The organism is Pandoraea apista (assembly GCF_001465595.2).
Classification (GTDB): Bacteria; Pseudomonadota; Gammaproteobacteria; order Burkholderiales; family Burkholderiaceae; genus Pandoraea; species Pandoraea apista.
Window position 1 is genome coordinate 876306 of sequence record NZ_CP013481.2, and the last position, 23906, is coordinate 900211.

22 protein-coding genes are annotated in these 23906 nt (G+C 65.2%); 9 read left to right on the top strand and 13 right to left on the bottom strand.

The window, feature by feature from the left end:
• Genes AT395_RS04025 through AT395_RS04035 form a run of 3 tightly spaced genes read right to left on the bottom strand, consistent with a single transcriptional unit; the run spans position 1 to position 3504 of the window.
• The gene (locus tag AT395_RS04025) at positions 1–1137 is read right to left on the bottom strand and encodes a glycosyltransferase (RefSeq protein WP_048627999.1); all 1137 of its coding nucleotides are present in this window, start codon (positions 1135–1137) and stop codon (positions 1–3) included.
• The gene (locus tag AT395_RS04030; protein ID WP_048628078.1) at positions 1134–2264 is read right to left on the bottom strand and encodes a glycosyltransferase family 4 protein; all 1131 of its coding nucleotides are present in this window, start codon (positions 2262–2264) and stop codon (positions 1134–1136) included. Before AT395_RS04030 ends, AT395_RS04025 begins: the two co-directional genes overlap by 4 nt.
• A 22-nt stretch (positions 2265–2286) precedes the next feature.
• Complete coding sequence (locus AT395_RS04035) at positions 2287–3504, bottom strand: oligosaccharide flippase family protein (protein ID WP_042112985.1); 1218 nt, start codon at positions 3502–3504, stop codon at positions 2287–2289.
• Between the two features lie 352 nt (positions 3505–3856).
• Between AT395_RS04035 and AT395_RS04040 the strand changes: the two genes are divergently transcribed.
• The 4 genes from AT395_RS04040 (at position 3857) to waaA (ending at position 8677) form a co-directional block, all read left to right on the top strand.
• On the top strand, positions 3857–5254 hold the full coding sequence (locus AT395_RS04040) for a phosphomannomutase/phosphoglucomutase (RefSeq protein ID WP_048627998.1): 1398 nt from the start codon (positions 3857–3859) through the stop codon (positions 5252–5254).
• Between the two features lie 238 nt (positions 5255–5492).
• Entirely contained in the window at positions 5493–6455 is a 963-nt protein-coding gene (gene waaC / locus AT395_RS04045) for a lipopolysaccharide heptosyltransferase I (protein ID WP_048628077.1), read from the top strand.
• Between the two features lie 26 nt (positions 6456–6481).
• On the top strand, positions 6482–7366 hold the full coding sequence (locus tag AT395_RS04050) for a Kdo hydroxylase family protein (protein WP_125347499.1): 885 nt from the start codon (positions 6482–6484) through the stop codon (positions 7364–7366).
• A 3-nt stretch (positions 7367–7369) separates the two neighbouring features.
• Positions 7370–8677 (top strand): lipid IV(A) 3-deoxy-D-manno-octulosonic acid transferase, encoded by a 1308-nt coding sequence (gene waaA / locus AT395_RS04055; RefSeq protein WP_042117393.1) that lies wholly within the window; start codon positions 7370–7372, stop codon positions 8675–8677.
• A 123-nt stretch (positions 8678–8800) separates the two neighbouring features.
• Here the strand turns inward: waaA and AT395_RS04060 are convergent, their stop codons facing one another.
• From AT395_RS04060 to AT395_RS04075, 4 genes are all read right to left on the bottom strand, one after another.
• Complete coding sequence (locus AT395_RS04060) at positions 8801–10327, bottom strand: TolC family outer membrane protein (RefSeq protein ID WP_082117657.1); 1527 nt, start codon at positions 10325–10327, stop codon at positions 8801–8803.
• Positions 10328–10336: 9 nt separating this feature from the next.
• The gene (locus AT395_RS04065; protein ID WP_039370877.1) at positions 10337–10660 is read right to left on the bottom strand and encodes a rhodanese-like domain-containing protein; all 324 of its coding nucleotides are present in this window, start codon (positions 10658–10660) and stop codon (positions 10337–10339) included.
• 148 nt (positions 10661–10808) lie between these two features.
• Positions 10809–11477 carry a protein-L-isoaspartate O-methyltransferase family protein gene (locus AT395_RS04070; RefSeq protein WP_048627997.1) on the bottom strand — a complete coding sequence of 223 codons (669 nt, stop codon included), beginning with the start codon at positions 11475–11477 and terminating at the stop codon, positions 10809–10811.
• Positions 11478–11637: 160 nt separating this feature from the next.
• Complete coding sequence (locus AT395_RS04075) at positions 11638–12306, bottom strand: TetR/AcrR family transcriptional regulator (protein ID WP_042112981.1); 669 nt, start codon at positions 12304–12306, stop codon at positions 11638–11640.
• Positions 12307–12404: 98 nt separating this feature from the next.
• Here AT395_RS04075 and AT395_RS04080 point away from each other — a divergent pair, with 98 nt between their 5' ends.
• From AT395_RS04080 to AT395_RS04095, 4 genes are all read left to right on the top strand, one after another.
• On the top strand, positions 12405–13187 hold the full coding sequence (locus AT395_RS04080) for an SDR family NAD(P)-dependent oxidoreductase (protein ID WP_048627996.1): 783 nt from the start codon (positions 12405–12407) through the stop codon (positions 13185–13187).
• A gap of 106 nt (positions 13188–13293) precedes the next feature.
• Positions 13294–13557: a YkgJ family cysteine cluster protein gene (locus AT395_RS04085; RefSeq protein WP_042117388.1), complete on the top strand. Its 264-nt coding sequence runs from the start codon at positions 13294–13296 to the stop codon at positions 13555–13557.
• A gap of 222 nt (positions 13558–13779) precedes the next feature.
• On the top strand, positions 13780–14334 hold the full coding sequence (locus AT395_RS04090) for a DUF1439 domain-containing protein (protein WP_042117386.1): 555 nt from the start codon (positions 13780–13782) through the stop codon (positions 14332–14334).
• Between the two features lie 84 nt (positions 14335–14418).
• Positions 14419–15261: an undecaprenyl-diphosphate phosphatase gene (locus AT395_RS04095; protein ID WP_048627995.1), complete on the top strand. Its 843-nt coding sequence runs from the start codon at positions 14419–14421 to the stop codon at positions 15259–15261.
• A 113-nt stretch (positions 15262–15374) separates the two neighbouring features.
• On the opposite strand, the gene trmB is transcribed toward AT395_RS04095, so the two are convergent.
• Both trmB and AT395_RS04105 read right to left on the bottom strand, forming a co-directional pair.
• Positions 15375–16175: a tRNA (guanosine(46)-N7)-methyltransferase TrmB gene (gene trmB, locus AT395_RS04100; RefSeq protein WP_048627994.1), complete on the bottom strand. Its 801-nt coding sequence runs from the start codon at positions 16173–16175 to the stop codon at positions 15375–15377.
• A gap of 185 nt (positions 16176–16360) precedes the next feature.
• On the bottom strand, positions 16361–16819 hold the full coding sequence (locus AT395_RS04105) for a winged helix-turn-helix transcriptional regulator (RefSeq protein WP_042112973.1): 459 nt from the start codon (positions 16817–16819) through the stop codon (positions 16361–16363).
• A gap of 171 nt (positions 16820–16990) precedes the next feature.
• Here AT395_RS04105 and AT395_RS04110 point away from each other — a divergent pair, with 171 nt between their 5' ends.
• A complete protein-coding gene (locus tag AT395_RS04110; RefSeq protein ID WP_048627993.1) occupies positions 16991–18172 on the top strand; it encodes an MFS transporter in 1182 nt (393 codons plus the stop codon).
• Between the two features lie 3 nt (positions 18173–18175).
• Here AT395_RS04110 and AT395_RS04115 read toward each other — a convergent pair whose 3' ends face one another.
• From AT395_RS04115 to AT395_RS04130, 4 genes are read right to left on the bottom strand one after another with little or no spacing between them, the layout of a single operon-like run.
• Positions 18176–19105, bottom strand: a complete 930-nt coding sequence (locus AT395_RS04115) for a DUF2894 domain-containing protein (protein WP_167370716.1) — start codon at positions 19103–19105, stop codon at positions 18176–18178.
• Between the two features lie 4 nt (positions 19106–19109).
• On the bottom strand, positions 19110–19778 hold the full coding sequence (locus AT395_RS04120; protein ID WP_042112969.1) for an OmpA family protein: 669 nt from the start codon (positions 19776–19778) through the stop codon (positions 19110–19112).
• Positions 19775–22801 (bottom strand): DUF802 domain-containing protein, encoded by a 3027-nt coding sequence (locus AT395_RS04125; RefSeq protein WP_048627991.1) that lies wholly within the window; start codon positions 22799–22801, stop codon positions 19775–19777. The genes AT395_RS04120 and AT395_RS04125 overlap by 4 nt, the downstream gene beginning before the upstream one ends.
• Positions 22782–23570, bottom strand: a complete 789-nt coding sequence (locus tag AT395_RS04130) for a DUF3348 domain-containing protein (protein WP_042112966.1) — start codon at positions 23568–23570, stop codon at positions 22782–22784. Before AT395_RS04130 ends, AT395_RS04125 begins: the two co-directional genes overlap by 20 nt.
• Positions 23571–23906 lie beyond the last annotated feature (336 nt).

Below are 23906 nucleotides of genomic sequence, written 5' to 3' on the forward strand. Positions count from 1 at the left end.
TCAGTGAGTTACGGCGCGTGCCGCAGCCAGTCGGGCATAGGTCTCGAGCCATCGTGTGAGAACGGCATCGAGAGAGTAATGGGCGACGATGCGCTCGCGATTGGCGACACCGGTGGCGTAGCGCACGCTCGCGTCGGCGCGCAGTTGGCGAAGCAGGGCGCCGCCGAGTGCCTGCGCATCGCCTACAGGCACCAGCGCGTTGCCGGCGCCGCTGCCGATCAGTTCGCGCACCCCGCCGCAATCGGTCGACACCACGGGCAACCCGCTCGCCATCGCCTCGCCGACGACGAGCGGCAACCCCTCCCACGCTGACGACATGACGTACACATCTGCGGCACACATCCACTGTGCAACGTCGTTGCGACGCCCGAGCAACGTGATGGCGCCGGTGAGCCCGCGGGCGTCGATGCTTGCCTGAATCGTGTCGCGCAGCGGCCCGTCGCCTGCGATGAACAGGCGTGCCTCAGGCAATTCGCGGAGTACGTGGGCGAACGCGTCGACCAGTGTCGGATAGTCTTTGGCGTCGACCATCCGGCCGGCGGCGAAGACGATAGGCCCGTCGACGGGCAAATTCTCGGAAGCCCCGGATGGCGCTGCCTGAGCGGCGGCACGCCACTGCGTGCGCGTTTGCACGTCGGGCCGGTAACGTGTCGTATCGATGCCGTTGGGCATGCTCGCGATACGCGCGGCAGGCGCGGCGCGTTGTGCGACGAATGCCGCCACGGCGTCGTCGCTGACGTTAGTCGTAAGATCCGTCCACCGGTCGGTCAGCCGGTAGGCCAGCATCCGCAGACGTCCCCCTTCGTTACGGCTGTGGGCGCTCGTGACAAGCACCGGCATAGGCACAAACCAGCGCGCCACGCGTGCGAGCAGATTGGCATGCACCATGTGGGCGTGTACGACATCCGGCCGCCACGCGCGCAGATGCGAGACGAGCCTCCGCATGGCGCACGCGAGCGACCACGGCGTCTTGCCCGCTTTCAGTTCGATGAGCGTGAGTCGCGGCGACTCCGGCAGCGCGATTGCACAATTGCCGGTCAACGAGATCAACGCGACGTCATGACCGCGGGCGAGATCCGCCACCTGAGTTTCTGCGCCGCCCAGTTGCAGGCCGGTGACGAACAGGGCGATCCTCATCGTGTGCCCTCCGGTGCCGACGTGTCACCATTCCACAGGGCTTCCCAGCGCGCCGCGATGGCATCGGGGCGGAAGTCCTGCGCATGCGCGTAGCCGGCCAGACCGAGCCTGCGGCGCAGCGACGCGTCGCCGATCAGCCGCACGAGCGCGCGAGCCAGCGCGTCGAGGTCGCCGTCGTTCACGACGAGACTGTCGACCTCGTCGTTCAAGAGCGCACGCGGCCCGGCGTCGGCCGCGTAAGCCACCACGGGAACCGCATAGGCCTTCGCCTCGATGAGCACCAGCCCGAAACTCTCGCGTCGCGACGGCAGGCAGTAGATCGCCGCCTGTGCATAGTGCTGGGCAATGTCAGTCACGGCGGGCAGCACCTCGACGCTGTCGCCGACCCCCGCATCGCTCGCCTGCCGGCGCAGGGCATCGCGCAACGTCCCATCGCCCACGATCCGCACATGCCAGCCGGGAGCCTCTTGCGCGACGCGTGCCCACGCGTCGATCAACCGATCGAAGCCTTTCTCGGCAATGAGGCGTCCGACGGCCAGAATGCAGCGCGCGTCGTCATGCGCCGGCGGTGAGTCGGGTATCGCGATACCGAGCGGATTGGGCAGTGCGACGAACTGCGCGCGAGCGTTCGGATGATGCTGCTGCCAGGCGGCGCGATCGGCATCCGTTAGCACGACGACCGTGTGGCACCTGCGCGCCGCCAACGCTCGCGCCCAGCGGCGTGCACGTCGGCCGAGGTCGCTGGCATACGTGCTGTGTTCCCAGGCGATGCGTTGCAGCGACAGCCCCAGCGTGGCCGGCACCGTGTAAAGCGCGAGCATCGGATCGACGTCGATCATGACATCGATGTTGTGCTCGCGCACATAACGCCGCACCTGCCGCACGATGGACAAGTAGTGACGTTTGAAGGGCACCCGCTCGGCGAACATCGCGTGATGCCGGACCCCGGGTGTGAGCGGGAAGACCGGCGTGTGGCCCCACAGCGAGAGCACATGCACGCGATGGCCGCGTGCGGCGAGCGCATTCGCCAACGTTGCCGTGGCACGCTCGGCACCGGCGAACGCCGCGAGCGTGCCCGTGAACAGACAGACAGTGCGCAGTGCGGTAGCGTGAGGGGGATTCGGCATATTTTTCGGCGGCGTCATGGCGTCAGTCCCGTCGAAGCAGCCAGACGCCGAGCACCAGCGCGGCCGCATAGCCCGCGCCGAAGCCAAGCGCCCCAGCCAGGGCGCCGAGATGCGGTGCGAGCCCGCGCACCACGATGAATGCCACGACGGCCGCGCATAGCCATTTCGCGATGACCCAACGACCGGCACCGCGACGAATCAGCGTCAGGTTCAGGGCGGCATCGGCGAACACGAGAATTCCCATGAGGGCAGACACGCGCAGAATCTGCGCCGACTCTGCGAACCCCGCACCGTAGATCAGATGCACGATCCAGGGGGCCAACAGCGCGATCGGCACCGCCAGGCTCGCGCCGGCAGCCACCATCAGCCACACAGCCCGCACAGTATTGCGCTTCGCGGTGGCATTGTCGGCCGTCTGGAAGATCAGTTGCGGCGCCAGTGAATTCGCGATGATCGGCGCCACGAGCACGAAGTTCTCCGTGATCTGCATGGCAGCGGCGTAGGCGCCCAGTTCCGAGAGCGGAATGAGGGGCTTGAGCACGAGCTGGTCGATTCGCTTGAAGAGAATCATGAGCATCAGTCCGCCCCAGAACGTCATGCCGCTCGCGAGCAGATCGAGCAACAGCTTGCGTTGCCAGATCACAGGCGTGCTCGGCGAATGTGTCAGGTAATAGCGCACGAGCAGCGCGGCGGCCACGATGGCCTCGATGGCGTAGACGACCGCAAACGCGGCAACGCTTGCATGCGTGGCGAACAGCACGGCCACGAGCGCGAGCTTCACTCCCAGAGCGCACAGATTGGCGGTAACGCTCGGGCGGTTGAAGGTGCGGGCTTGCAGCCATGCGATCACAATGCCGAAGGGCTCGCGGAACCAGAGCGCCACGCCGAGCCACAGCGCAACGGCGACCAGATCGGACTCTGCGAAGCCGACGATATAGACAGCGAGAATCGTATAAGCGACGGCAGCAGCAGCCAGCCGCAGCACGAAGGCGTGCGCGATGACCGTGCGTTGATCCGCCTCGGGCTTGCCGACCAGACGTGGCACCACGACCTCGCTGCCGCACAGCAGCGTGAGAGAGGCGGCGAGGAACACGAGCGATTGCGCGTATTGAAACAGGCCGAACTGAGCGGCGCCGAGACTGCGGGCCAGAAGGCCGGAGACTGCGATGCCGCCGACGATCTGCGCGCCGCGCTCGGTCAGCATCCAGAGAATGTTGCGAATGATGGTGCGATAGGGCATGTGGCGCTCGCGCGGCTCACTCGTTCTCGAAATAAGCAAAACCGGCCTTGCGAGGCCGGTGCAGGTGGACTTCATGCGCTTGTCATGTCGCGCGGCTATGGATGGTAGGCCATGACTGACAAGGGTTTCGGGGCGCGCCGCGGTGCAGCGAAGTCCCGTATAATTTTAACGTAATGCAGCCGTTCCCGGCCGGGCTTCCTGCCGGGATTTGACGTTTGCGGTGCGGCCGGCATATCCGTCGCGGCCCGGGCGCTCGCAGCCGCGGCCCCGTCGCGGGGTCGTGCAGGCTACCTGCCAGGTCCATCCGCAACGGACGCTGATTTCTCCCCTCGTTTCCGAGAGACGCTTTCCCATGACGCAAACCACGCAAGTTTCGCCTGCGATTTTCAAGGCATATGACATTCGCGGCATCGTCGGCAAAACACTGGATGCCAACGTTGCGAACCTGATCGGCCGTGCGTTCGGCACCGCGCTGCGTCGCGAAGGCGGCAATGCCGTCGTCGTTGGCCGCGACGGCCGCCTGTCCGGCCCCGAACTGATCGGTGCCCTCTCCGATGGCCTGCGCGCCTCAGGGGTCGACGTGGTCGATATCGGCGTCGTTGTCACGCCGATGGTGTATTTCGCGACCAACGTTACGCTGCATGGCCGGGTAGTCGACTCCGGCATCATGGTCACGGGCAGCCACAATCCGCCCGACTACAACGGTTTCAAGATGGTGCTGCGCGGCCGGGCGATTTACGGCGACGCGATTCAGGGCCTGGCGAAGCTGATCGAACAGCAGGACTTCGAAACGGGGCAGGGCACGTATACGGCCGACGAGATCGGCGAGTCGTACCGCGCGCGCATCACGGGCGACGTGCATCTGGCGCGGCCGATGAAGATTGCCGTGGATTGCGGCAACGGTGTGGCGGGCGCTTACGCTCCGGCGCTGTTCCACGCGCTCGGCTGCGATGTCGTCGAACTGTTCTGCGACGTGGATGGCACGTTCCCGAACCACCATCCGGACCCGGCGCACCCCGAAAACCTTCAGGACCTGATCAGGACGCTGCAAACGACCGATGCCGAAATCGGTCTCGCGTTCGATGGCGACGGGGATCGTCTCGGCGTGGTCACCAAGGACGGCCAGATCATTTATCCGGATCGTCAGTTGATGCTCTTTGCCGCCGAGGTACTGAGCCGCAACCCGGGCGAGAAGATCATTTACGACGTGAAGTGCACGCGTAACCTCGCGCACTGGGTGCGCGAACATGGCGGCGAGCCGCTGATGTGGAAGACGGGCCACTCGCTGGTCAAGGCCAAGCTCAAGGAAACGGGCGCACCGCTCGCCGGCGAGATGAGCGGCCACGTGTTCTTCAAGGATCGCTGGTACGGTTTCGACGACGGCCTTTACACGGGCGCACGTCTGCTTGAAATCCTGTCGAAAGCGGCCGATCCGAGCGCCGTGCTCAACGCGTTGCCGAATTCGATTTCGACGCCCGAGTTGCAGATTCCGTTGGCCGAGGGCGAGAATTTCGCCTTGATCGACAAGCTGCGCGAAACCGCCAATTTCGACGGCGCGCAGGACATCATCAAGATCGACGGCGTGCGTGTCGAATATCCGGATGGTTTCGGTCTGGCCCGCTCTTCGAATACCACGCCCGTGGTCGTGCTGCGTTTCGAGGCCGATAGCGAAGCCGCGATCAAGCGCATTCAGAACGACTTCCGCCGTGCCATTCTGGCGGTCAAGCCCGACGCAAAGCTGCCGTTCTGACGTGAGGCCGGGGCAACCCGGCCGCTGCGGCACCCTCGGCACCGCGTGGCGCAAGCCCGTAGCCGAGCGCAGTGCCCTGTAAGGGGGCCGTGGCGAGAACGCGCTCAGGAAAGATGTCCGGCGGGCCGGGTCGGGGTAAAATCGCGGTTTTGCTCACGAGGCCCGGCCGAACCGCCGGAGCGTTCGGTTGCAGGTTCTGATCGTTAAAGTCTCGTCGCTCGGCGACGTCGTCCATAACATGCCCGTGGTGCAGGACATTCTGCGCCGGTATCCCGACGCCCAGATCGACTGGGTGGTGGAAGAGGGCTTCGTCGACCTCGTCAAACTCGTGCGCGGTGTGCGCCGGGTCATCCCCTTCGCGCTGCGCCGCTGGCGCAAGAAACCCTTCGCCGCGCGCACCTGGCAGGAAATCGGCACATTCCGCCGTGCGCTGCGCGAAACCCCCTACGACTACGTGATTGACACCCAGGGGCTGGTCAAGACCGGCTGGATTGCACGTACGGCGCGTGGCGCGGTATGGGGACTGGGCAATCGGACCGAGGGAGCCAGCTACGAGTGGCCGGTGCGCTATCTGTACCGTCACATGGTGCGTATCGAACCGCATACTCATGTGGTAACGCGCTCACGGCTGCTGGTTGCCGGGGCGATGGGATTCAAGGTGCCGGACGAGATCGACTTCGGCATCGCCACCGAACGGGCAGATCACAGCCAGTGTCCGGACCGTCCCTATGCCGTGTTCGTGCACGCAACGTCGCGCGACGACAAGACGTGGCCGGAAGGCAACTGGATTGCGCTGGGGCGGGATCTGGCCGCGCAGGGTTTCCTGATCGTGTTGCCATGGGGCAGCGCAGGCGAGCACGCGGTTTCGGTGCGGCTGGCCGAGGCGCTGGGGAAAGATGCCTGGGTGCCGCCGAAGATGAACCTGTCTCAGGTGGTCGGTCTGATCGATCGCGGCGCGATCACGGTGGGTGTGGATACCGGTTTGGTACATATTGCCGCAGCGCTGAACCGTCCTACCATCGAGCTATACAATTTCAGCACCGCGTGGCGCACCGGTGGATTCTGGTCGCCGCGCATCATCAATCTTGGCGACGCCGAACATAAGCCAACGCTCGCACAAGTGCGCGACGCCGTGCGCCAGCTCGCACCGGCGCCTGTGGCGAGTGGCGACGTCGTGTCCGGGGAGGACAGAAGCGCATGAGCGAAATGAGCGAAATGAGTGCAACGATCGCAAGCAACCAGATCGTCACCGTCGAATCCGGCAACTGGCAGGGCGCAGAACTGTCGATACCGCGTGAAGCGCTGGTGGCCGATGTCGAAGCGGGCAAGGTGCTTTACTTCCCGCATCTGGCCTTCGGTATCGATGCCGGGGAGCAGCGTTTGCTCGATCCCGCGATTGCCGATCCCAAGCGCAAAAACATCAGCCTCGACCCGAAGACCGACGTGCTCGTCGGTGTCGCTGCCGACGACGCCACGCAGCGCGCTGTGCACGCGCTGGTCAAGCGCTACTACACGCAGGCGTGCAGTCTGATCGATGGCCTGCTGCCCGAGTATCGCGGCAAGCTGCGCGCAGCACCCACGAGCCTGCGTCTGCATCAGGTCGAGACACGCCAGACGTCGTGGCGCAAGGACGATAGCCGCCTGCACGTCGACGCCTTCCCCTCGCGCCCGAACTATGGCGAGCGCATTCTGCGCGTGTTCACCAACATCAACCCGGCGGGGCAGCCGCGCGTGTGGCGCGTGGGCGAGCCGTTCGAAGATGTGGCCAGGCGCTTTCTGCCGAAGGTGCCGAAGCAATGGCCGGGCTCTGCATGGTTGCAGAACGCCGTGGGGATCACCAAGCGACCGCGCAGCGCCTACGACCACATCATGCTGCATCTGCACGACGGCATGAAAGCCGACATGAACTATCAGCGCGACGCCGATCAGCAGACCATGCCGTTCCCGCCGGGCAGCGTGTGGGTCTGCTTCTCCGATCAGACATCGCACGCGGTGATGTCGGGACAGTTCATGATGGAACAGACGTTCTTCCTGCCCGCCGAAGCCATGGTGCACCCCGAGTGCTCGCCGCTGGCAGTGTTGCAACGTCTCACGCATCGCGCGCTGATCTGAATGGTGCTGCGTCTCGTCTATCGCGCGCTCTGGTGGATCGTGGCCCCGCTGGCGGTGATTCGCCTATGGTGGCGCGGCCGCTTCGAACCCGGTTATCGCCGTCACATCGGCGAGCGCTTCGGGTTCTACGATTCGCCGCCTTACACCGGCCGCCCGCTGATCTGGGTGCACGCCGTCTCCGTCGGCGAGACCCGCGCCGCGCAGCCACTGATCGATGCACTGCTCGAGCGTTATCCGTCTCACGGCATTTTGCTCACGCATATGACGCCAACCGGGCGTGCCACCGGTGAAAACCTGTTCGGCGATCGTGTGCTTCGCAGCTATTTGCCTTACGACATGGTCGGGCCGATTCGGCGATTCCTGAAGCAGTGGCGACCGAGCGTCGGTGTGGTGATGGAAACGGAAGTCTGGCCGAACCTGATCTTCACTTGCCGTGAAAATGGCGTGCCGCTGGTGCTGACCAACGCGCGAATGTCGGCGCGCTCCTTCCGGCGTGCCGCGCGCTTTGGCGACGCAGCCAAGCCCGTCTTCGGCGGCTTCAGCCGTGTGTTCGCGCAAAGCGATGCCGACGCCGAACGCCTTCGCATGCTCGGGGCGAACGACGTCGACGTGATGGGCAATCTGAAGTTCGACATGACACCGCCGCCCGCGCTGCTGGCGCTGGGCGCGCGTTGGCGCGAGCGTTTCGGCGATCGTAAAGTCTGGCTGGCCGCGAGTACCCGCGACGGCGAGGAAGCGCTCGTGCTTCAGGCCCGCGCGATGCTCGCGGCAGCTTCGGACGTGGGGCGGCGCTCGTTACTGGTGCTCGTGCCACGTCATCCGCAGCGCTTCGACGAAGTGGCGGCGATGCTCGACAAGGTGCGCCTCAACTATGTTCGCCGCAGCGCATGGCCTGACGGCGATACGCCTCTGCCTGCCGACATCGACGTTGTGCTTGGTGATTCGATGGGCGAGATGGCCGCCTATTTCGCCGCCGCCGACATCGCCTTCATCGGTGGGAGTTTGTTGCCGCTGGGGGGGCAGAACCTGATCGAAGCTTGTGCGGCCGGTACCCCTGTCGTCTTCGGTCCGCACATGTTCAACTTCACGCAGGCCAGCGAAAACGCGCTGACGGCGGGGGCGGCTCGGCGGGTCAGCGATGCAGGCGAACTCGCCACGGCGCTGGCCGATCTGTTGCTCAACGACGACCGGCGGCTTGCGATGCGCACGGCAGCCATGCTGTTCGCGAAGCAGCATCAAGGGGCGACGGCACGCACGGTTGCCGCGCTGGGGCGTTGGCTCGACGCAGGCGTCGTGGCTTCGCAAGACTGACCTCGCGTTGCCGCCCAAGAGCGGTTACCTGTGCCAGGAAACAAAATGCCTCGCATGCCGAACTGGCCATGCGAGGCATTTTGCTATGGGCTTCTGGGCAATCTCTGCGCCCCGTCAGCCTGACTAGCGGCGCATCGGCGGTGCAGTGATTCCCGGCCGTACGCCTCGCGCGGGCAATCCGGTACCGGCCCCGGCAGGTGTCGCTTCGCGCGCCCCAGCCATTGCCGCAGAGGCGTCCGGATTTTCCGTGAGCAACGCGTTCAGCAGTTGCAAGTCCGTGTCGACGAGCGTGGCGGCGCTGGCCTTCAGTTGAAGGCTCGAGAGCAGCGTGCTGTAGCGCGCCTTGGCGAGATCGCGCCGCGTCGTGAAGAGCTTGTCTTCGGCATTGAGCACATCGGCGTTGATGCGAATGCCGACCTGATAACCGAGCTTGTTCGAGGCCACCGACGACTGCGCCGATTGCTCGGCCGCTTCAAGCGCCTTGACCTGAGCGAGGCCACTCGACACGCCGAGATAGGATTGGCGTGCGTTGAAGACCGCCAGCCGCCGCGCGTCATCCAGATCGGTCATGGCCTTGTCTTCGAGGGCGAGCGTCTGGCGCAACTTGCTTTGCACCGCGCCGCCCGAGAAGATCGGAATGCTGACCTGTATGCCGATCTGTCCGGCCGAACTCGGTCCCGAGCCCTGACTCGATGGGCTCGACATTGACGACGAGAGCAGACTGTTGGCGTTGCCCACATTCGAGTGTGCCCCGGCGGCGACCAGATCGACCGACGGCATATAGCCCGACTTGGCCTTGGACGTTTCGCGGCGGGCGGTCTCAAGCGTAAGCGTTTGCAATTGCACGCCGTAGTTGGCTTGCTCCGCCTGCGCGACCCAGTCGGCCACGTTGTTGGGCTGGGGCGAGGGCAACGTTGCGCCCGCGCGCAGCGTGGCGAGCGAGCCGACCGGGTGCCCGACGATCCGCGCAAACGCGGCACGGCGCACGTCGAGCGTGTTCTGGGCGGCGATCTCCTGGGCGGTGGCCTGATCGAAGCTGGCTTGCGCTTCGTTGGCGTCGACGATGGTGGCGTTGCCGACTTCGAAGTTCCGCTTGGCAGAGGCGAGTTGCTCGGCGATGGCTTGCTTGTGCGTACCGGCGAGTGCGAGATCGTCCTGCGCGGCGAGCACGTCGAAATAGGCGGTCGCCACGCGCAAAATCAGGTCCTGCTCCGCTTGCGCGAAAGACGCCTCAGCACTCGCGACCGCCAGCTTGCCCTGCTGATACGACTGCCAGCTATCCCAGTGGAAGATCGGCTGAGTGAGCGCGAGGCTGTAGCCGCTGCTGACGAATGTGTTCGAGACGTTGCCCGAGCCATAGTGCGTATTGACGGAGCCCCAGCGCGCAGTCACTTGCGGCAGGAGGGCGGCGCGCGCCTGCGGCAGCGCCTCGATGTTGGCGAGGTAGGCCGAGCGGGCACTGGCGATCAGTGCGTCGCGGCTCTGGGCTTCGCTGTAGAGCTGAAGCAGATCGGTAGCCCCGGCGGGCGAGGTGTGAACCATGAGGGCTGCCAGCGTCGTCGCCATGACGAGAGTGCTCGCAGAGACGGTGCGCCGCGCAGGCGCACGCTTGGCCGCGCGCTCACGCGCGGCAAGCCTCGGGGGGCGCATGGCCCTGGCTCAGTAAGTCGGCATCGACGGATCGACCTGGCGGGCCCAGGCATCGATTCCGCCGTCCAGATTGAACATCTGGGAGAAACCTTGTTGTTCCAGAAACATAGCGGCGCGCGCGCTACGCATGCCGTGATGGCAGATGCACACGATGGGCGCATCGGCGTCGAGTTCCGTCAGACGGGCGGGCACGTCGCCGAGCGGCACGTTCTTGCTCTGGGCGATGTGGCAGGTCTGCACTTCCCAGTCCTCGCGCACGTCGAGGAGCGTGGGTTGGCTGCGGTCCCCGTCCGCGAGCCACTGGGCCAATTGCGCCGGTGTAATGTTTTGCATGATGTTCGTGTGTCGTATGGATGGCGTCCGGTCCTCGTGAAATCCCGCACGCATTTGCCCCCGACAACAGGGCGCGGGACCGGTCCGCTCGCGGCATTCCGGGGGCGCGCCATCCGTCGCCGGACAGCGCGTTACCCGGGCGCCGGGCTCAGAACTTGAAGCTCGACGGTTGCGGCGCGACCAGATAGGCCACTTGCGTCTCGAACAGGTTTTCGCTGCGGTACTCGGTCTCGGACAGGCGCGTGATGAGTTTCGCTTCCATGACCGGGCTGCCACCAATGAAGGCGGCCAGACGGCCACCGACCTTCAACTGGTCGAGGAACGCTTGCGGCAGTTCGGCCAGGGCGCCCGAGATGGCGATCACGTCGTACGGTGCAGCGGCGCTCCAGCCCTGCGCACCATCGGCGTTGACGACTTCCACGTTGGTCACGCCGTTGGCGCGCAGCGTCTGCTGGGCGGTCTGGGCGAGGTTGGCATCGAATTCGAGGGTCGTCACATGGTGAGCGTTGTAGGCGAGCAGGGCAGCCATGTAGCCCGAACCCGTGCCGATTTCGAGCACGTTTTCGTTCTTCTTCGGGGCGAGCGCTTGCAGAATGCGCGCTTCGACACGCGGGAACATCATGTGCTGGCTCTTGTCGGCGATGGCCGCGCCGGCCAGCGGCAGTTCAACGTCGGTGAAGGCGAGCGCGCGCTGGGCCGTCGGCACGAATTCCTCGCGCTTGACGAGCTTGAGCAGATTGAGCACCTCTTGATCGAGCACGTCCCAGGGACGGATTTGCTGCTCGATCATGTTAAAGCGGGCCTGTTCGTAATTCATCTCGGTTACCGTGGGTAGTAGGCAAACACAACCCGGCATTTTACCAGTTCCGGGCGGCAGTCATTATGACGCGTGAACTTTTGCCGCATCGGCGGCGCAAGGACCGCGTGTACAGCGGCGATCCGGCAGCGAGCGGGGGCAAACGCTGGCTATCCGGCGACTATGCGGCGGCCCTCGGCGTGGCTGGCTGCGCGACCCGGAGCAGGTACGCGCCGCACATTGTCGCCATCTGATCGGCGATCTGCCCCGCCAGCGTTTCGTAGCAGGCGCCGGCGGGCGCACGGTTCTCCAGAATTGCCTTGATGGGGCCGGTCATCGAGTTCAGGAACACGAAGGCGACGGTTTCGGGATCGTCGAAACACGCGTCGTGCGCGGTTTTCAGCATGCCGACGACGGCCGCGTGCATGCGCGTAGCCGCCCCGGCAAACACCTCCCGCCCGTCCAGATCCTCGGAGAGCCGATACAGTGCCTGCGCTTCCTCGATGTCCGTCATCTTGGCGCCGACGTACGCCTTGGCGAGCGAGCGCGCCATCACTTCCAGCGGCTGCCCGTGGGCGGCCGCACACGTGGCCTCTACTGTCTCGACGATCCGGTCGATATGCCGCCCAAGCACGGCGTAGAGCAAGACCTGCTTGTTCTGAAAGTACTGGTACAGCGTGCCTACCGATACGCCGGCGCGCTCGGCCACACGAGTCGTGGTCAGTTGGCGTCCGCCGTCGAGCAGCAAAACCTGAAGCGCGGCTTCGAAAATGGCGTCGATGGTGACCCGCGAACGCGCCTGCTGCGGCGATTTACGGGGCGTTGCGGGGGCCTTGCTGTCCGGTTTCATATGCGAATGGAAAAGCTGAAGGATTCTTCATAAACTCGATGCTAACAAATTTGCGTGCAGTCTGGCGCAGCACAACAAGGATTTCGACGGGAGCAGTGATGAAACGGGACGCAATCGAGAACGCGGTACGCGAGGACGCCGAACGTCATCTGGGCAGCGTGGCGCTGGTGACGGGCGCCACGCGGGGTATTGGACAAGAAGTCGCGCGAGCGCTGGCCGAGGCCGGCATGACAGTGCTGGTGGGCGCACGAGAGGAAGCGAAGGGCGAGGAAGTCGTCGAACCGCTGCGCAAGGCGGGTTTTCAGGCGGAGACGCTGGTGATCGACCTGTTGCGCCCGGAGACGCTTCACGCGGCGGCCTATCGCATCGGCCGTTATCACGGTCGGCTCGACGTGCTGGTGAACAACGCGGGCGTGACCGATCCGCGCGACGATACCCCCGAGAAGGCGTCCATCGAAGCTGTCGAGCGGGTTTTCGCCACGAACTTCTTCGGTACGTTGCGCGTGACGCAGGCCATGTTGCCGTGGCTGGCGCGCTCGGAGCGTGCACGCATTGTCAACGTGTCGAGCGGCCTCGGCTCGCTCGCGCGCAACAACGATCCGACGTGGGAGCATTCGGCGTTCCGGCAGATCGGCTTCAATGCGTCGAAGGCGGCGCTGAATATGCTGACGGTGCAACTGTCGCAGACGTTGCGCGAGACGTCGATCACGGTGAACTCGGTCGATCCGGGGGCGCCTGCCGATCTTGCGATCGATGCAAGCGGCAAGCGCGCGCGACAGGGGGTGGCCGAAGGGGCTCGCAGTGTGCTGATGCTGGCGCTCGGCGAGCGCGGGCCGGTCACAGGCGGGTTCTTTGACGTGGAGGGCAGTTTGCCCTGGTAAGCCCGAAGCGGGCCGCGCGCGGCGTCACTCACGGTAAAATGCGCGGCCCGATACTGCGTTGCCCCAGCGCATGGCGCTGCACTGCCTGAATTCTCCCGATCCATTCATGAACTGCCGACCCCACTGCGCGGCGTGTTGCATCGCGCCTTCCATCTCGACACCGATTCCCGGCATGCCGAATGGCAAGCCGGCGAACACCCGTTGCGTGCAATTGGACGTCGACGACCGCTGCCGCATTTTCGGCAGTCCGCAGCGTCCGGCCGTCTGCGGTTCGTTGCAACCGTCGGCCGAAATGTGCGGCGGCGACCGCTCGCAGGCGATCGCATGGCTGTCGCAACTGGAAGCGATGACGGCGCCCGTGGCGGCGTAAGTGGCGCGGATCGCGGCAGATCGGCGCGGATCGGGGAGAGGGGAGAGGGGACGTGAACCGAGGGCGCCCCGAGGCGTGGAAGCGTGTCATCGGCGAGTGCTATAGTCGCGCGTGTCGGGCGCCGGACGCCCTGTAGCGGAACGTGACATGCCGGATAGCATTTCTCCAGATCAGTCGATTCGTCAGCAGTGCGAGACGCCGGTTGCCCGACCGGGCGGGCACATGTCACGCCGTCGCTGGCTGACGTTAAGCGGTGCCGCAGCGATGGCCGCCGGGCTGGCCGCCTGTGCGGGATTGCCGTTCGGCAACGAATACACCTTTTCCGAAAGTCAGTTGCAACGTGCGCTGGAGCGCAAGTTTCCGTTCGACCGTCGTGTGCTGGCGGTGCTCGACGTGAACCTCTCGCATCCGCGCCTGACCTTGCTGCCGGATCGCAATCGTCTGGCAGTCGCCGTCGATGCCACGGTGACGCATCCGCTGGGCGGCGCGCCGCTCACGGGCACGCTCGCCATCGACAGTGCGCTTGCCTACGATCCCGCTACCCTGTCGGTCGTGCTGCGCGATCCGGAGGTCGAGACCTTCACCGTCGACGGCCTGCCCGAACGCTGGTCGCGCCAATTGAACGCCGCAGGCGCCCTGATAGCAACGCAGTTGCTGCAAGGCGCGCCCATCTACACGTTCAAGCCCGAGCAACTCAACATTGGCGGCGTGGCGCGTCAGCCCGGCGCGATCACGGTGCTCTCGCATGGTGTGAACGTCAAATTCGATTCGCGCTGACGCGGGCCGCCGGGCGAATCGGCCAAACGCGTCGTCGGGACCGCCTCCCAATCCGTAATTCACGACTTCTCAGGAACTCATTGCATGGACCTGTTGCTGGCGTTCAAAGCCGTCATTCTCGGTGTTGTCGAAGGTCTGACCGAATTTCTACCGATCTCGTCGACCGGTCACCTGATTCTGGCGGGCAGTCTGCTCGACTTCAACGACGACAAGGGCAAGGTTTTCGAGATCGTGATTCAGTTCGGTGCGATTCTCGCCGTGTGCTGGGAGTTTCGCGTCAAGATCGCGCAGGTGGTGGCGGGACTCGGCAGCGATGCCAAAGCGCGTCGCTTCGCGGTGAACGTGATCGTTGCGTGTCTGCCGGCCATCGTGCTCGGTCTGCTGTTCGGCAAGCACATCAAGGCGGTATTGTTCAACCCGACGGTGGTGGCCACGGCGTTCATCATCGGTGGTGTGATCATCTTGCTGGTGGAGCGGCACAACCGTCGCAATGCAGAGGCTGGCAAGCTGCCGCGTGTGAACGCTATCGACGATCTCTCGGTTGCCGACGCCCTGAAGGTAGGCGTTGCGCAATGTCTCGCACTCGTGCCCGGCACATCGCGCTCGGGGGCGACGATCATTGGCGGCATGATGCTCGGACTCGAACGCAAGGTGGCCACCGAATTTTCGTTTTTCCTCGCGATCCCGATTCTGTTCGGTGCCACCATTTACGAACTGTACAAGGCGCGCTCGACATTGTCGGTCGACGATTTCAGCCTGTTCGGCATCGGTTTCGTTGCCGCGTTCATCAGCGCCTTCGTTTGCGTGCGCTGGCTATTGCGCTACATCGCGTCGCACGACTTCACGGCGTTCGCGTGGTATCGCATCGTGTTCGGGCTGGTGGTGCTGGCCACTGGCTATAGCGGGCTGGTTGTCTGGGCCGATTGAGCCGACTGAGCCGGCTGACGGCGCTGGCCGACCGGCTGGGCGCGCGATCGGGAAAGTAAAATAAAAAAGGGGCACCGCACGGTGCCCCTTTTTTTCAGGCTCGATGAGAGGTCTCAGGCGCGCTTGCGGAACACGAGATCCCACACGCCGTGACCGAGGCGCAGGCCGCGATTCTCGAACTTCGTTACCGGACGATAGTCCGGCCGCGGCGCGTAATCGGCCGCCGTGTTCTCCAGCGTGGCTTCGCTGCCGAGCACGTCGAGCATTTGCTCGGCATATTCCTGCCAGTCCGTCGCGCAGTGCAGATAACCGCCCGGCTTCAGACGTGAGGCGAGCAACGCTACGAACGGCGGTTGCAGCAGGCGGCGCTTGTGATGGCGCTTCTTGTGCCAGGGGTCGGGAAAGAAGACGTGCACACCGTCGAGCGAGCCTTCCGGCAGCATGTGCTCAACGACTTCCACGGCGTCGTGTTGAATGATGCGCACGTTCGACAGCGGCGTCTCGCCGATGAGTTTGAGCAAGGCGCCTACGCCCGGCTCATGCACTTCAACGCCGAGAAAATCGTCCGCTGGGCGTACCTTCGCGATGTGTGCGGTGCCATCGCCCATGCCGAAGCCGATTTCGAGAATGCGCGGTGCACCCGTGCGCGCGAAGGCGGCGGGCCAGTCGAGCGTTTCGGGCGCATATGGCAGCACGAACTTCGGGCCGAGCATATCGAACGCGCGCTTCTGCGCTTCCGAGCTGCGTCCGGCGCGGCGCACGAAGCTGCGAATGCGGCGCGGGTGCGCTACGCCGTCCGGTCCGACAAACGTTTCGTCGTCGCCCGGGGCATGAGATTGGGGCGCGCCGAGGTCGGCGTCGTCGTCGTGGGCCGGTTGCGCGTCGTCAGCCGGCGGTTGTCCGTGGTTCGTCATGGAAGCAAAAAGCCGTCTGGGACGACGGCTTGTCGAGAAGTGCTGCGGCGGGCGGCACATTCGGCATTACTGCCCGAGTCGGCGCCCAACACGATGATTTTTCAAAGGATTTTCCCGGGCCGAGGCATCGGGAACGGGCTCGATTATCCACCGGAACCCCCTTCACTGGCAAGTTGACGCCCCGCTCATGCCGGCCGCACGACCTGCGTGTCCTCCGGCGCCACGGGCTTGCCGTCGCGGGTCGTGGGCCGCAAATCGGCCAGCGGCTCGCCAGTTCGCGTGTCGATCAACGTCGAATGAAGCTCGCGCCGCCCGAACCGGTGCTTCTCTCCCCATTGCCGTAACGCCACGATCAGCGTGAAGAGTTCGCGGCCCTGAGGCGTCAGCACGTACTCCTGATACGACGTGCCGTCCGAGGCGGGTTGCACAGAGAGAATGCCTGCGTCGACCAGCGCCCGCAGACGCGTCGTCAGCATGCTGCGCGCTACGCCGAGACTGCGCAGGAAGTCGCTGAAACGGCGCACGCCGTCGAAGGCGTCGCGCACGATGAGCAGGCTCCAGCGATCGCCGATGATGTCGACCGTGCGTGCGACGGGGCAGGTATCGAGCGCCGGGGAGGGCCCTTCAGGTGGCGTTGGTGTCATGACGAGCTCGTTTTGCCAAAGCGAAAATTAAGTTTCATTTTAAGACTGGTTTAGCTATGATCCAACAAGTCTTAATTTGAAACCAGTATGGGGGGCTTCATGTCAACGTGTCCATCGGCAGATATCTCGGGGGCGGCCGCGTCATCGAATGTGTCCGACGGCCTGTACCGAATGCCGCGCGCGCTCGTCGCGATCTTCGCGTGCGCGGCAGGGCTGAGCGTCGCCAACGTCTACTACGCGCAACCTTTGCTCGATGCGCTGGCCGACGATTTCGGCATCTCGCGCGGTGCGGCGGGCGGCGTGGTCACGGCAACGCAGGCGGGTTGTGCGCTCGCGCTGCTGTTCCTCGTGCCGTTGGGCGACCAGTGGGAGCGCCGGCGCCTCATGCTCGTGCAACTCGCGCTGCTGACGCTGAGCCTGCTGGCCGTGTCGGCGGCCTCATCTGCCACGGCGTTGCTGCTGGGCATGCTGCTGGTCGGCATGCTGGGTACGGCAATGACACAGGGCCTGATCGCATACGCGTCGAGTGCCGCGGGTGTGCATGAGCGCGGACGCGTCGTGGGGGCAACGCAAGGCGGCGTGGTCGTCGGTCTGCTGTTGGCGCGAGTCATGGCGGGCGGGATTGCGGACATCGCCGGATGGCGTGGCGTGTATCTGGCGTCGGCAGGGGGCATGTTGGTGCTCGGCGCGGTGCTGTGGCGTGCATTGCCGCGTCAGACGGTCACGGGCACGCGACAGCGCTATGCCGTGTTGCTGACATCGATGTTCCGTCTCTTGTGCGAAGAGCGCACATTGCAGATTCGCGGCACGATCGCGTTACTGATGTTCATGGCGTTCAGCATTTTCTGGAGCGCGTTGGTATTGCCGCTCTCCGCCGCGCCGTTTCATTTCTCGCATACGCGCATTGGGGCGTTCGGGCTCGTGGGCGCAGCAGGGGCGCTGGCGGCGGCGCGAGCGGGGTATTGGGCAGACCGTGGATGGGCGCAACGCACGACTGGCATCGCACTCGTATTGCTGATGTTCTCGTGGCTGCTGCTGGCCGGATTGCATGTGTCGCTGGGCTGGCTCGTCGCCGGTGTGTTGTTGCTCGACCTTGCAGGGCAAGCGATTCACGTCACGAATCAGAGTCTGATCTTTGCCGCGCGCGACGATGCGCCGAGTCGTCTCGTGGGCGCCTACATGCTGTTCTATGCCACGGGCAGCGGCTTGGGGGCGGTCGCGGCGACAGCGACCTACGCGGCTTTCGGCTGGACTGGCGTGTGCGTGCTTGGTGCGGGGGTGAGCCTGGCTGCGCTGGTATTCTGGGCGACGACCTTACGCTGCATGCCCACGGTCGCCGCAAGCCGGCGGTAGGCGTTAGCGAGCCTTTGCGCGTGACGGCTTGGTGGCGGCGGCCGCGCGGGCAGCGGGCTTATTGCCGAGCACGCCGGTCGTTTCCATGTCTTCGAGCCAGGAGAGGGCGTCTGCGTGACGCAGGAAGTGACGCAGATAATCGGGCGAGACGTCGTGCATGAGCGAGAGCGCGCGGTGCACCAGATGGCTTGAGTTGAGTGGTCCGGCGTTTTCGGGTACCTGAGCGAGCGACTGACGAAGATTGCCGTCGGTGCTGAGCTTCGACCACGTTTCGCGGAAGTATTCGAGGACATCGAGGTCTTCGAAGGCGTCGCCGGTGGAGATGACGGTCGGCGTGACGGGCACCGGTATCGGCGGCGGCACTGCAACCGGCCGTGCCGGCGAAGCCGACAACGCGCTGGGCGGTTGCTCGCTCTCGCGCGTTTGTGACGCCTGGCTCGGCGCCGCGGCTCGTGCTTTGCGAGGCGTTGTCGCCGGTACGGGGCGCTCTCCCCCGCCAACACGCTGCGTCATCTCGCCAGTCAGTGAGGCGAGCGGCGACGGTGATCGCATCGAGGTCTGACGGCCTTCATCGGAAGACGTTGCCGGCGGGTTGGCATGAAACTGACTGAATTCATCGATGAGCGTCTTCAATCGCGCATCGAGCACCCAACGAACGTCGCCCGTATAGGCACGGCTGCGCAGCGCCAGTGCTTCGATGCGATGAAAACGCGCAGGGTCGCGCTTGTCGATCCCTTGCGCTCGCCACGTTGCAAGTTGCTCAGTCAAGGCGTCCGATGCCTCTTGAGCAGGCGTAACTGCCGCCACCATCGCGATACCCGAATCTGCCGCTTCGGTCGCTTCGGTCGCTTCGGTCGCTTCGGCCACTTTGGCGCTATGGGTGCCAGCGGCGTTAGCGGTGTTGGCGGTGATATTGACGCTCTCGTTGCTCATCGCATCACGCATGGGGCTTGCCCGCGTTGCTGGCGCTGCTGCGCGGCATCGGCGCGATTTCCACGCGCCGGTTCTTCGCACGGCCGCTCTCGTCGGCGTTCGACGTAACGGGTTGCTCTGCACCGAAGGCCGCCGAGAAGATCGACGATGGGGGCACGCCTGCGGCAATCAATTCCCGCGTGACGGTGAGTGCGCGCTGAGCCGACAGCTCCCAGTTATCCGCGAATCGCCGATTCGTCTCACGCACCTGTTGATCGTCGGTGAAGCCGCTGACCATGAGAATCTCGTCGCTCGCGCGAAGATAGGCGCTCAGCGGGCCGGCCAGACTGCGCAGGACTTCACGTCCCTGCGGCTGCAATTGGTCCGAATTCAGCGCGAAGAGCACGTTGCCGCTAATGCCGATGCGCCCGTTCACGAGCGTGACGCGGCCACCGGCGAGCGGTCCGGCCAGCGCTTGCTCAAGCGTCTGACGGCGTTGCGTTTCGGCGCGTCGCTCCTTTACTTCGCGCTCCAGCTTGGCAGACAGTTCGATCTGCACGCCGATCACGCCCAGCATGATGAGGACAAACGCGCCGAGCATCACCGACATCAGATCACCGAAGACAGCCCACGTCGGCGCTGCGGCACCGACGTCGCCACTGTCAGCGATATCCGCGTCGAAGTCTTCTCTCATGCTGCCACGCTACCCGGTTGTGCCCGTGTTTGTGCCAGATCCTGAAGGTTTTCGAGGATCTGTTTTTGCGACATCACACTCAGCTCGACCACCTCGCGCGCCTGCGCAACGTAATAGCCAAGCTGCTCGTCGCTGCGCGCCATCGATTTATCGAGCGCCGCTTCAATGCGTTGCAGATGTTCGAGCAGTTGCGTGTTCGATTCACCGAACGATTGCACGGCGGCCCCGAAGGCGTCGCCCAGACTCGCAATTTCCACGGCGCTACCGGCGACCTGCGCCGACGCGGCGGTGAGCTTCTCGGTCTGCGCGGCGATGGCGTCGCCCAGATTCGCGCCGGCGCGTTCCAGCAACTGTGCAGAGGTTGTGACCAGCTCGTCCACGGCGGCACGTTGCTCGTTACCGGCATGCTTGACGGTGTCGAGCAGCGTGCCGAGGGTATCGAGCAAACGCGAGCGCTCTTCGAGCATGGCGTTGTCGCGCACCATGCTGTCCGAGAGCTTCTGACGCAGTTCACCGATGATCTCGGCAGCGGCCTTCGGCGCTTCGGACGCGGTTTGCACGAGACGCGAAATCTCGGCAATCGTGTCGCTGGCATTGGCACGCGTTTGCTCCGACATTTCCAGCGCCGTGCGGGCGAGCGTGTCGCAAATGGCTTGCTGCTGGCTGGCGGTTTGCGCGCCGACCTGCTGCCATTCCGAGCGCAGCGTGGCGAGCGTGCCTTCGAGCGTTTCCGTCCAGGCGGACAGACGTTGCGTTTCTCGCTCGGCGGTGGCGTCGTGATGAGCGGCGTTGGCGGCGTTCAACGCTTGCAGCAGCGACGCGCTGTGTTCCGTGAAGGCGTGGGTCGTTGCCGCCACGAGTTGCTGATTGCCGTCGGCCAGGCGCTCGCTCGTGCGCGCGTGTTCTGCAATGGCGTCGCGCCACGTCTGTGCGACGTTTTCAGACGTCGAGTCCATCTGCGCCGAAACGCTCTGCAACAGTTGCGAAGCCCGCGTCTCGAAGGTGTCGGCAAAGCGCGCGAGTGCGCTGGCAAGATCGCGCGCGAGCGCTTCGTTCGCAGACTGCTGTGCCGTGAGGGCGTGCTTCCATTCGCCCGACACCACAGCGGCCGTCTCCGACACGCTTTGCATTGCGCCTTCGGTGCGCTGGCTGACGCCATCGATCAGGTGCGCCGAGCGCTGCTCGAAAGTCTCGGAGAAGCGAGTGAGTGCGGCGGCAAGTTCGGTGTTCAGCGCGGCGTTGGCTTGCTGTTGCAGGGCGATCGACTGATCCCACGCTTGCGCAACGCGCTCATGCGCGCCGGCGACATTGCCGCTGGCGGCGTCGAGCTTGGCCGCAACGTCGGCCAGCAACGTGCCGGAGCGCAATTCGAACGTTTGCGCGAAGCGTTCCAGCGCAGTGCCGAGATCCTGCGTGAGGGCGTTGTGCGAGCGCTGCTGCTGGGCGAGCGCTTGCTCCCAGGCTTGCGCCACGGTGGTCTGTGCGGTCGCGATGCTACCCGTGGCGTTATCGAGGCGCGTGGTGACGTCGGCGAGCAGGCCGGCCGAACGGGTCTCGAAAGTCTGGGCAAATTGCGCGAGCGTCGCGCCAAGATCCTTGGCGAGCGCGTCGTTGGTCTGTTGCTGTGCCGCGAGCGAGGCTTCCCACGTTTGCGCGACGCCGGCGTGCGAGGCGCTGACTTGCCCCGTCGCCGTTTCGAGACGCGTGGCGACCTCGTCGACGAGTTTGGCCGAGCGGCTCTCGAAGGTTTGCGTGAACTGGGAGAGCGCGCTGCCGAGTTCCTTGGCGAGCGAGTCGTTGGTGCGCTGCTGTGCGGCCAGCGACGTTTCCCACGTTTGAGCAACACCGGCATGGGCGCTGCTGACGTGTCCGGTGACGGTTTCGAGTCGCGAGGCGACATCGTCGACCAGTCGCGACGAGCGCGCATCGAACGTCTGTGTGAACTCGCTCAGCGCGGCGCGCAGATCGGTCGCGAGCAATTCATTGGCGCGCAACTGGGCGTCGAGCGAATCTTTCCAGACGTTTGCCACGCGCGCCGTGGTGGCTTCGAAGCGATCGGACAGGCCGTCCATTCGATCCTGCATCGCGCCGGAAACGGTCTGATGCCACGACGCCGTTTCGCGCGCGAGGCTCGCCATCGTTGCTTCGACTTCGGGGCGAATGGCAGCACCTGCGGCGCTCGCGGTCGTCGCCACGCTGTCTTTCAGGTACTGCTGCATGGCGCTGGTCAATTGCGCGTAGGACGCATCGGTCTTCGCGTGCAGTGCGTCCTGATTGGCAACGAGCCGCTCGCCAAGTGCCTGACTCTGACGCTCCATCGCCGCCATCATGTCCTGCAAACGGTCCACGAGTGCGGGCATGACCGTGGCCTGTTGCTGGAGCAATTGCAGCGTGGTTTCGCGCTGGTGTTGTTGCGAGAAGCCGCGCAGCGTTGTGACGATGCGGGCGTCGAGCGATTGCACGACTTGTGCGCGTTGCTTGCGGGCCAGTGCGGCCAGCAAGCCGAGCATGGCCGAGGTGGCAACGCCGGCGACCGACGTGCCGAACGCGAAGCCAAGCCCCTTCACCGGAGACGCCAGCGAGGCGCGAATGGCTTCGAGATCGGTCGCGCCTTCGAGCGCGAGACCGGTGCCGCGCAGCGTGGCGGCCATGCCGAGGAAGGTGCCGAGCATACCCAGAAGCACGAGCAGGCCGACGAGGTACGGCGTGAGCGCCGGGCCGGGCAGGCCGACGCGTTCGCCTTCAACGCGCAGGCGCACGGCGGTGCGCAGACCCGCCGGGAGGGTGTCGAGCCACGAGGGCAGCGACGTGGGCGGCGCGTTCAGGCCGGAGACGGCGTTGGCGAGGGCGTTCGTCGCCTGATGGAAGCGTTTGAGTTCGAGGGCGCCGAAGAGATAGACGGCGGCAATCAGCAGAGCAACGGCCAGTGCGAGGTTATTGGTACCTGCATAGCCGACGGCGATCCAGCCGACGACGGCGAGACCTGCGACAAAGGCAACGAGATCAACGAGGTAACGAGTCATGTTGTCCGGGTTCACTAACGTTTTCGCCGGGAGGTACCGAGGTGAGGGCGGCAATCAGCCCCTCGATCGGTTCCAGGCGTATATCCAGTTCGGCAAGCAAAATGCTTTGCATGTCCCGGTGGAAGGTGTCGAGCCAGGTGCCGGCCGGCGGCAGCGGCGGGGCGCCGGGCACGCGCGGGGCGGCCATCGCCGCCTGTTCCGTGTCGCGCAGTCGCACGAAGTGTCCTTCGAGCAGATTCGGCACGCTGGCGAGCAGTGTGCGCTCACGTGCGCCCATAACGCGTTCCATGACGGCGTCAACGCTGGCGAGCCGCGCGGCGTCTGACGACAGCGCGGCCAACTGCCCGCGCAGGCGGGTGCGCAAGGCGCTGATCGCCGTGTCCATGGTCTGCTGCGATGTCGCGTAGCGCTGCCGATAGGCCGCGAACTCCGCGAAGGACGCGGCTCGTTGCCGCTCGGCGGCGCTTAACGCGCGGATCTGCCCGCCGGGCGCGGCGGCGAGACCACAATCGCGGGCGATGGCTGCCGCGAGTTCCGCGCGCACACGCGCCAGTTCGCTTGCCGGCGCGTGCGCAGCCGCCCGCGTGCCGGCAGGCGGCGTGGCTTTGAGCGCCGACGACAGGGCGATGGCGTCGGTCCAGCCGACCCACTGGCTCATGCGGTCCGACAGCGACGGCGCAGCCTCGGGCGGCGCGAACGTGCTGAGACGGGCTAGAGAGCGTATGAGGGTGGGGGCGCTGATAACGGGACGCCGTGGCACTTGCACCATTCCACTGAGGGGGTCGAAAACCCAGCAGTTTACACTGCGCGCGCCGCTTGGCCGCCACCCGAGCCTTGGGCCGGGGCTTGACAGGCGCGCTGACGGCGAAACGACGGGGATACAACGAGGATACGACGCGTGGTCGCGGTCATGCCGATCGCGCCGGGCGCCATGCGGCAATCGTGTCGGAGCGCGTCATCTCTCTCGTCCCCCGTCGCGGACCCCGACTGTGATTTATCTCAGTTTTCAGTACCCATCCCGAGGTTTATCTTTGACCCAACTCGCGGCAAACGCGAAACCACGAAGCAAAGACAACGACTGGAGGTGTGACATGGGCTGGGGACT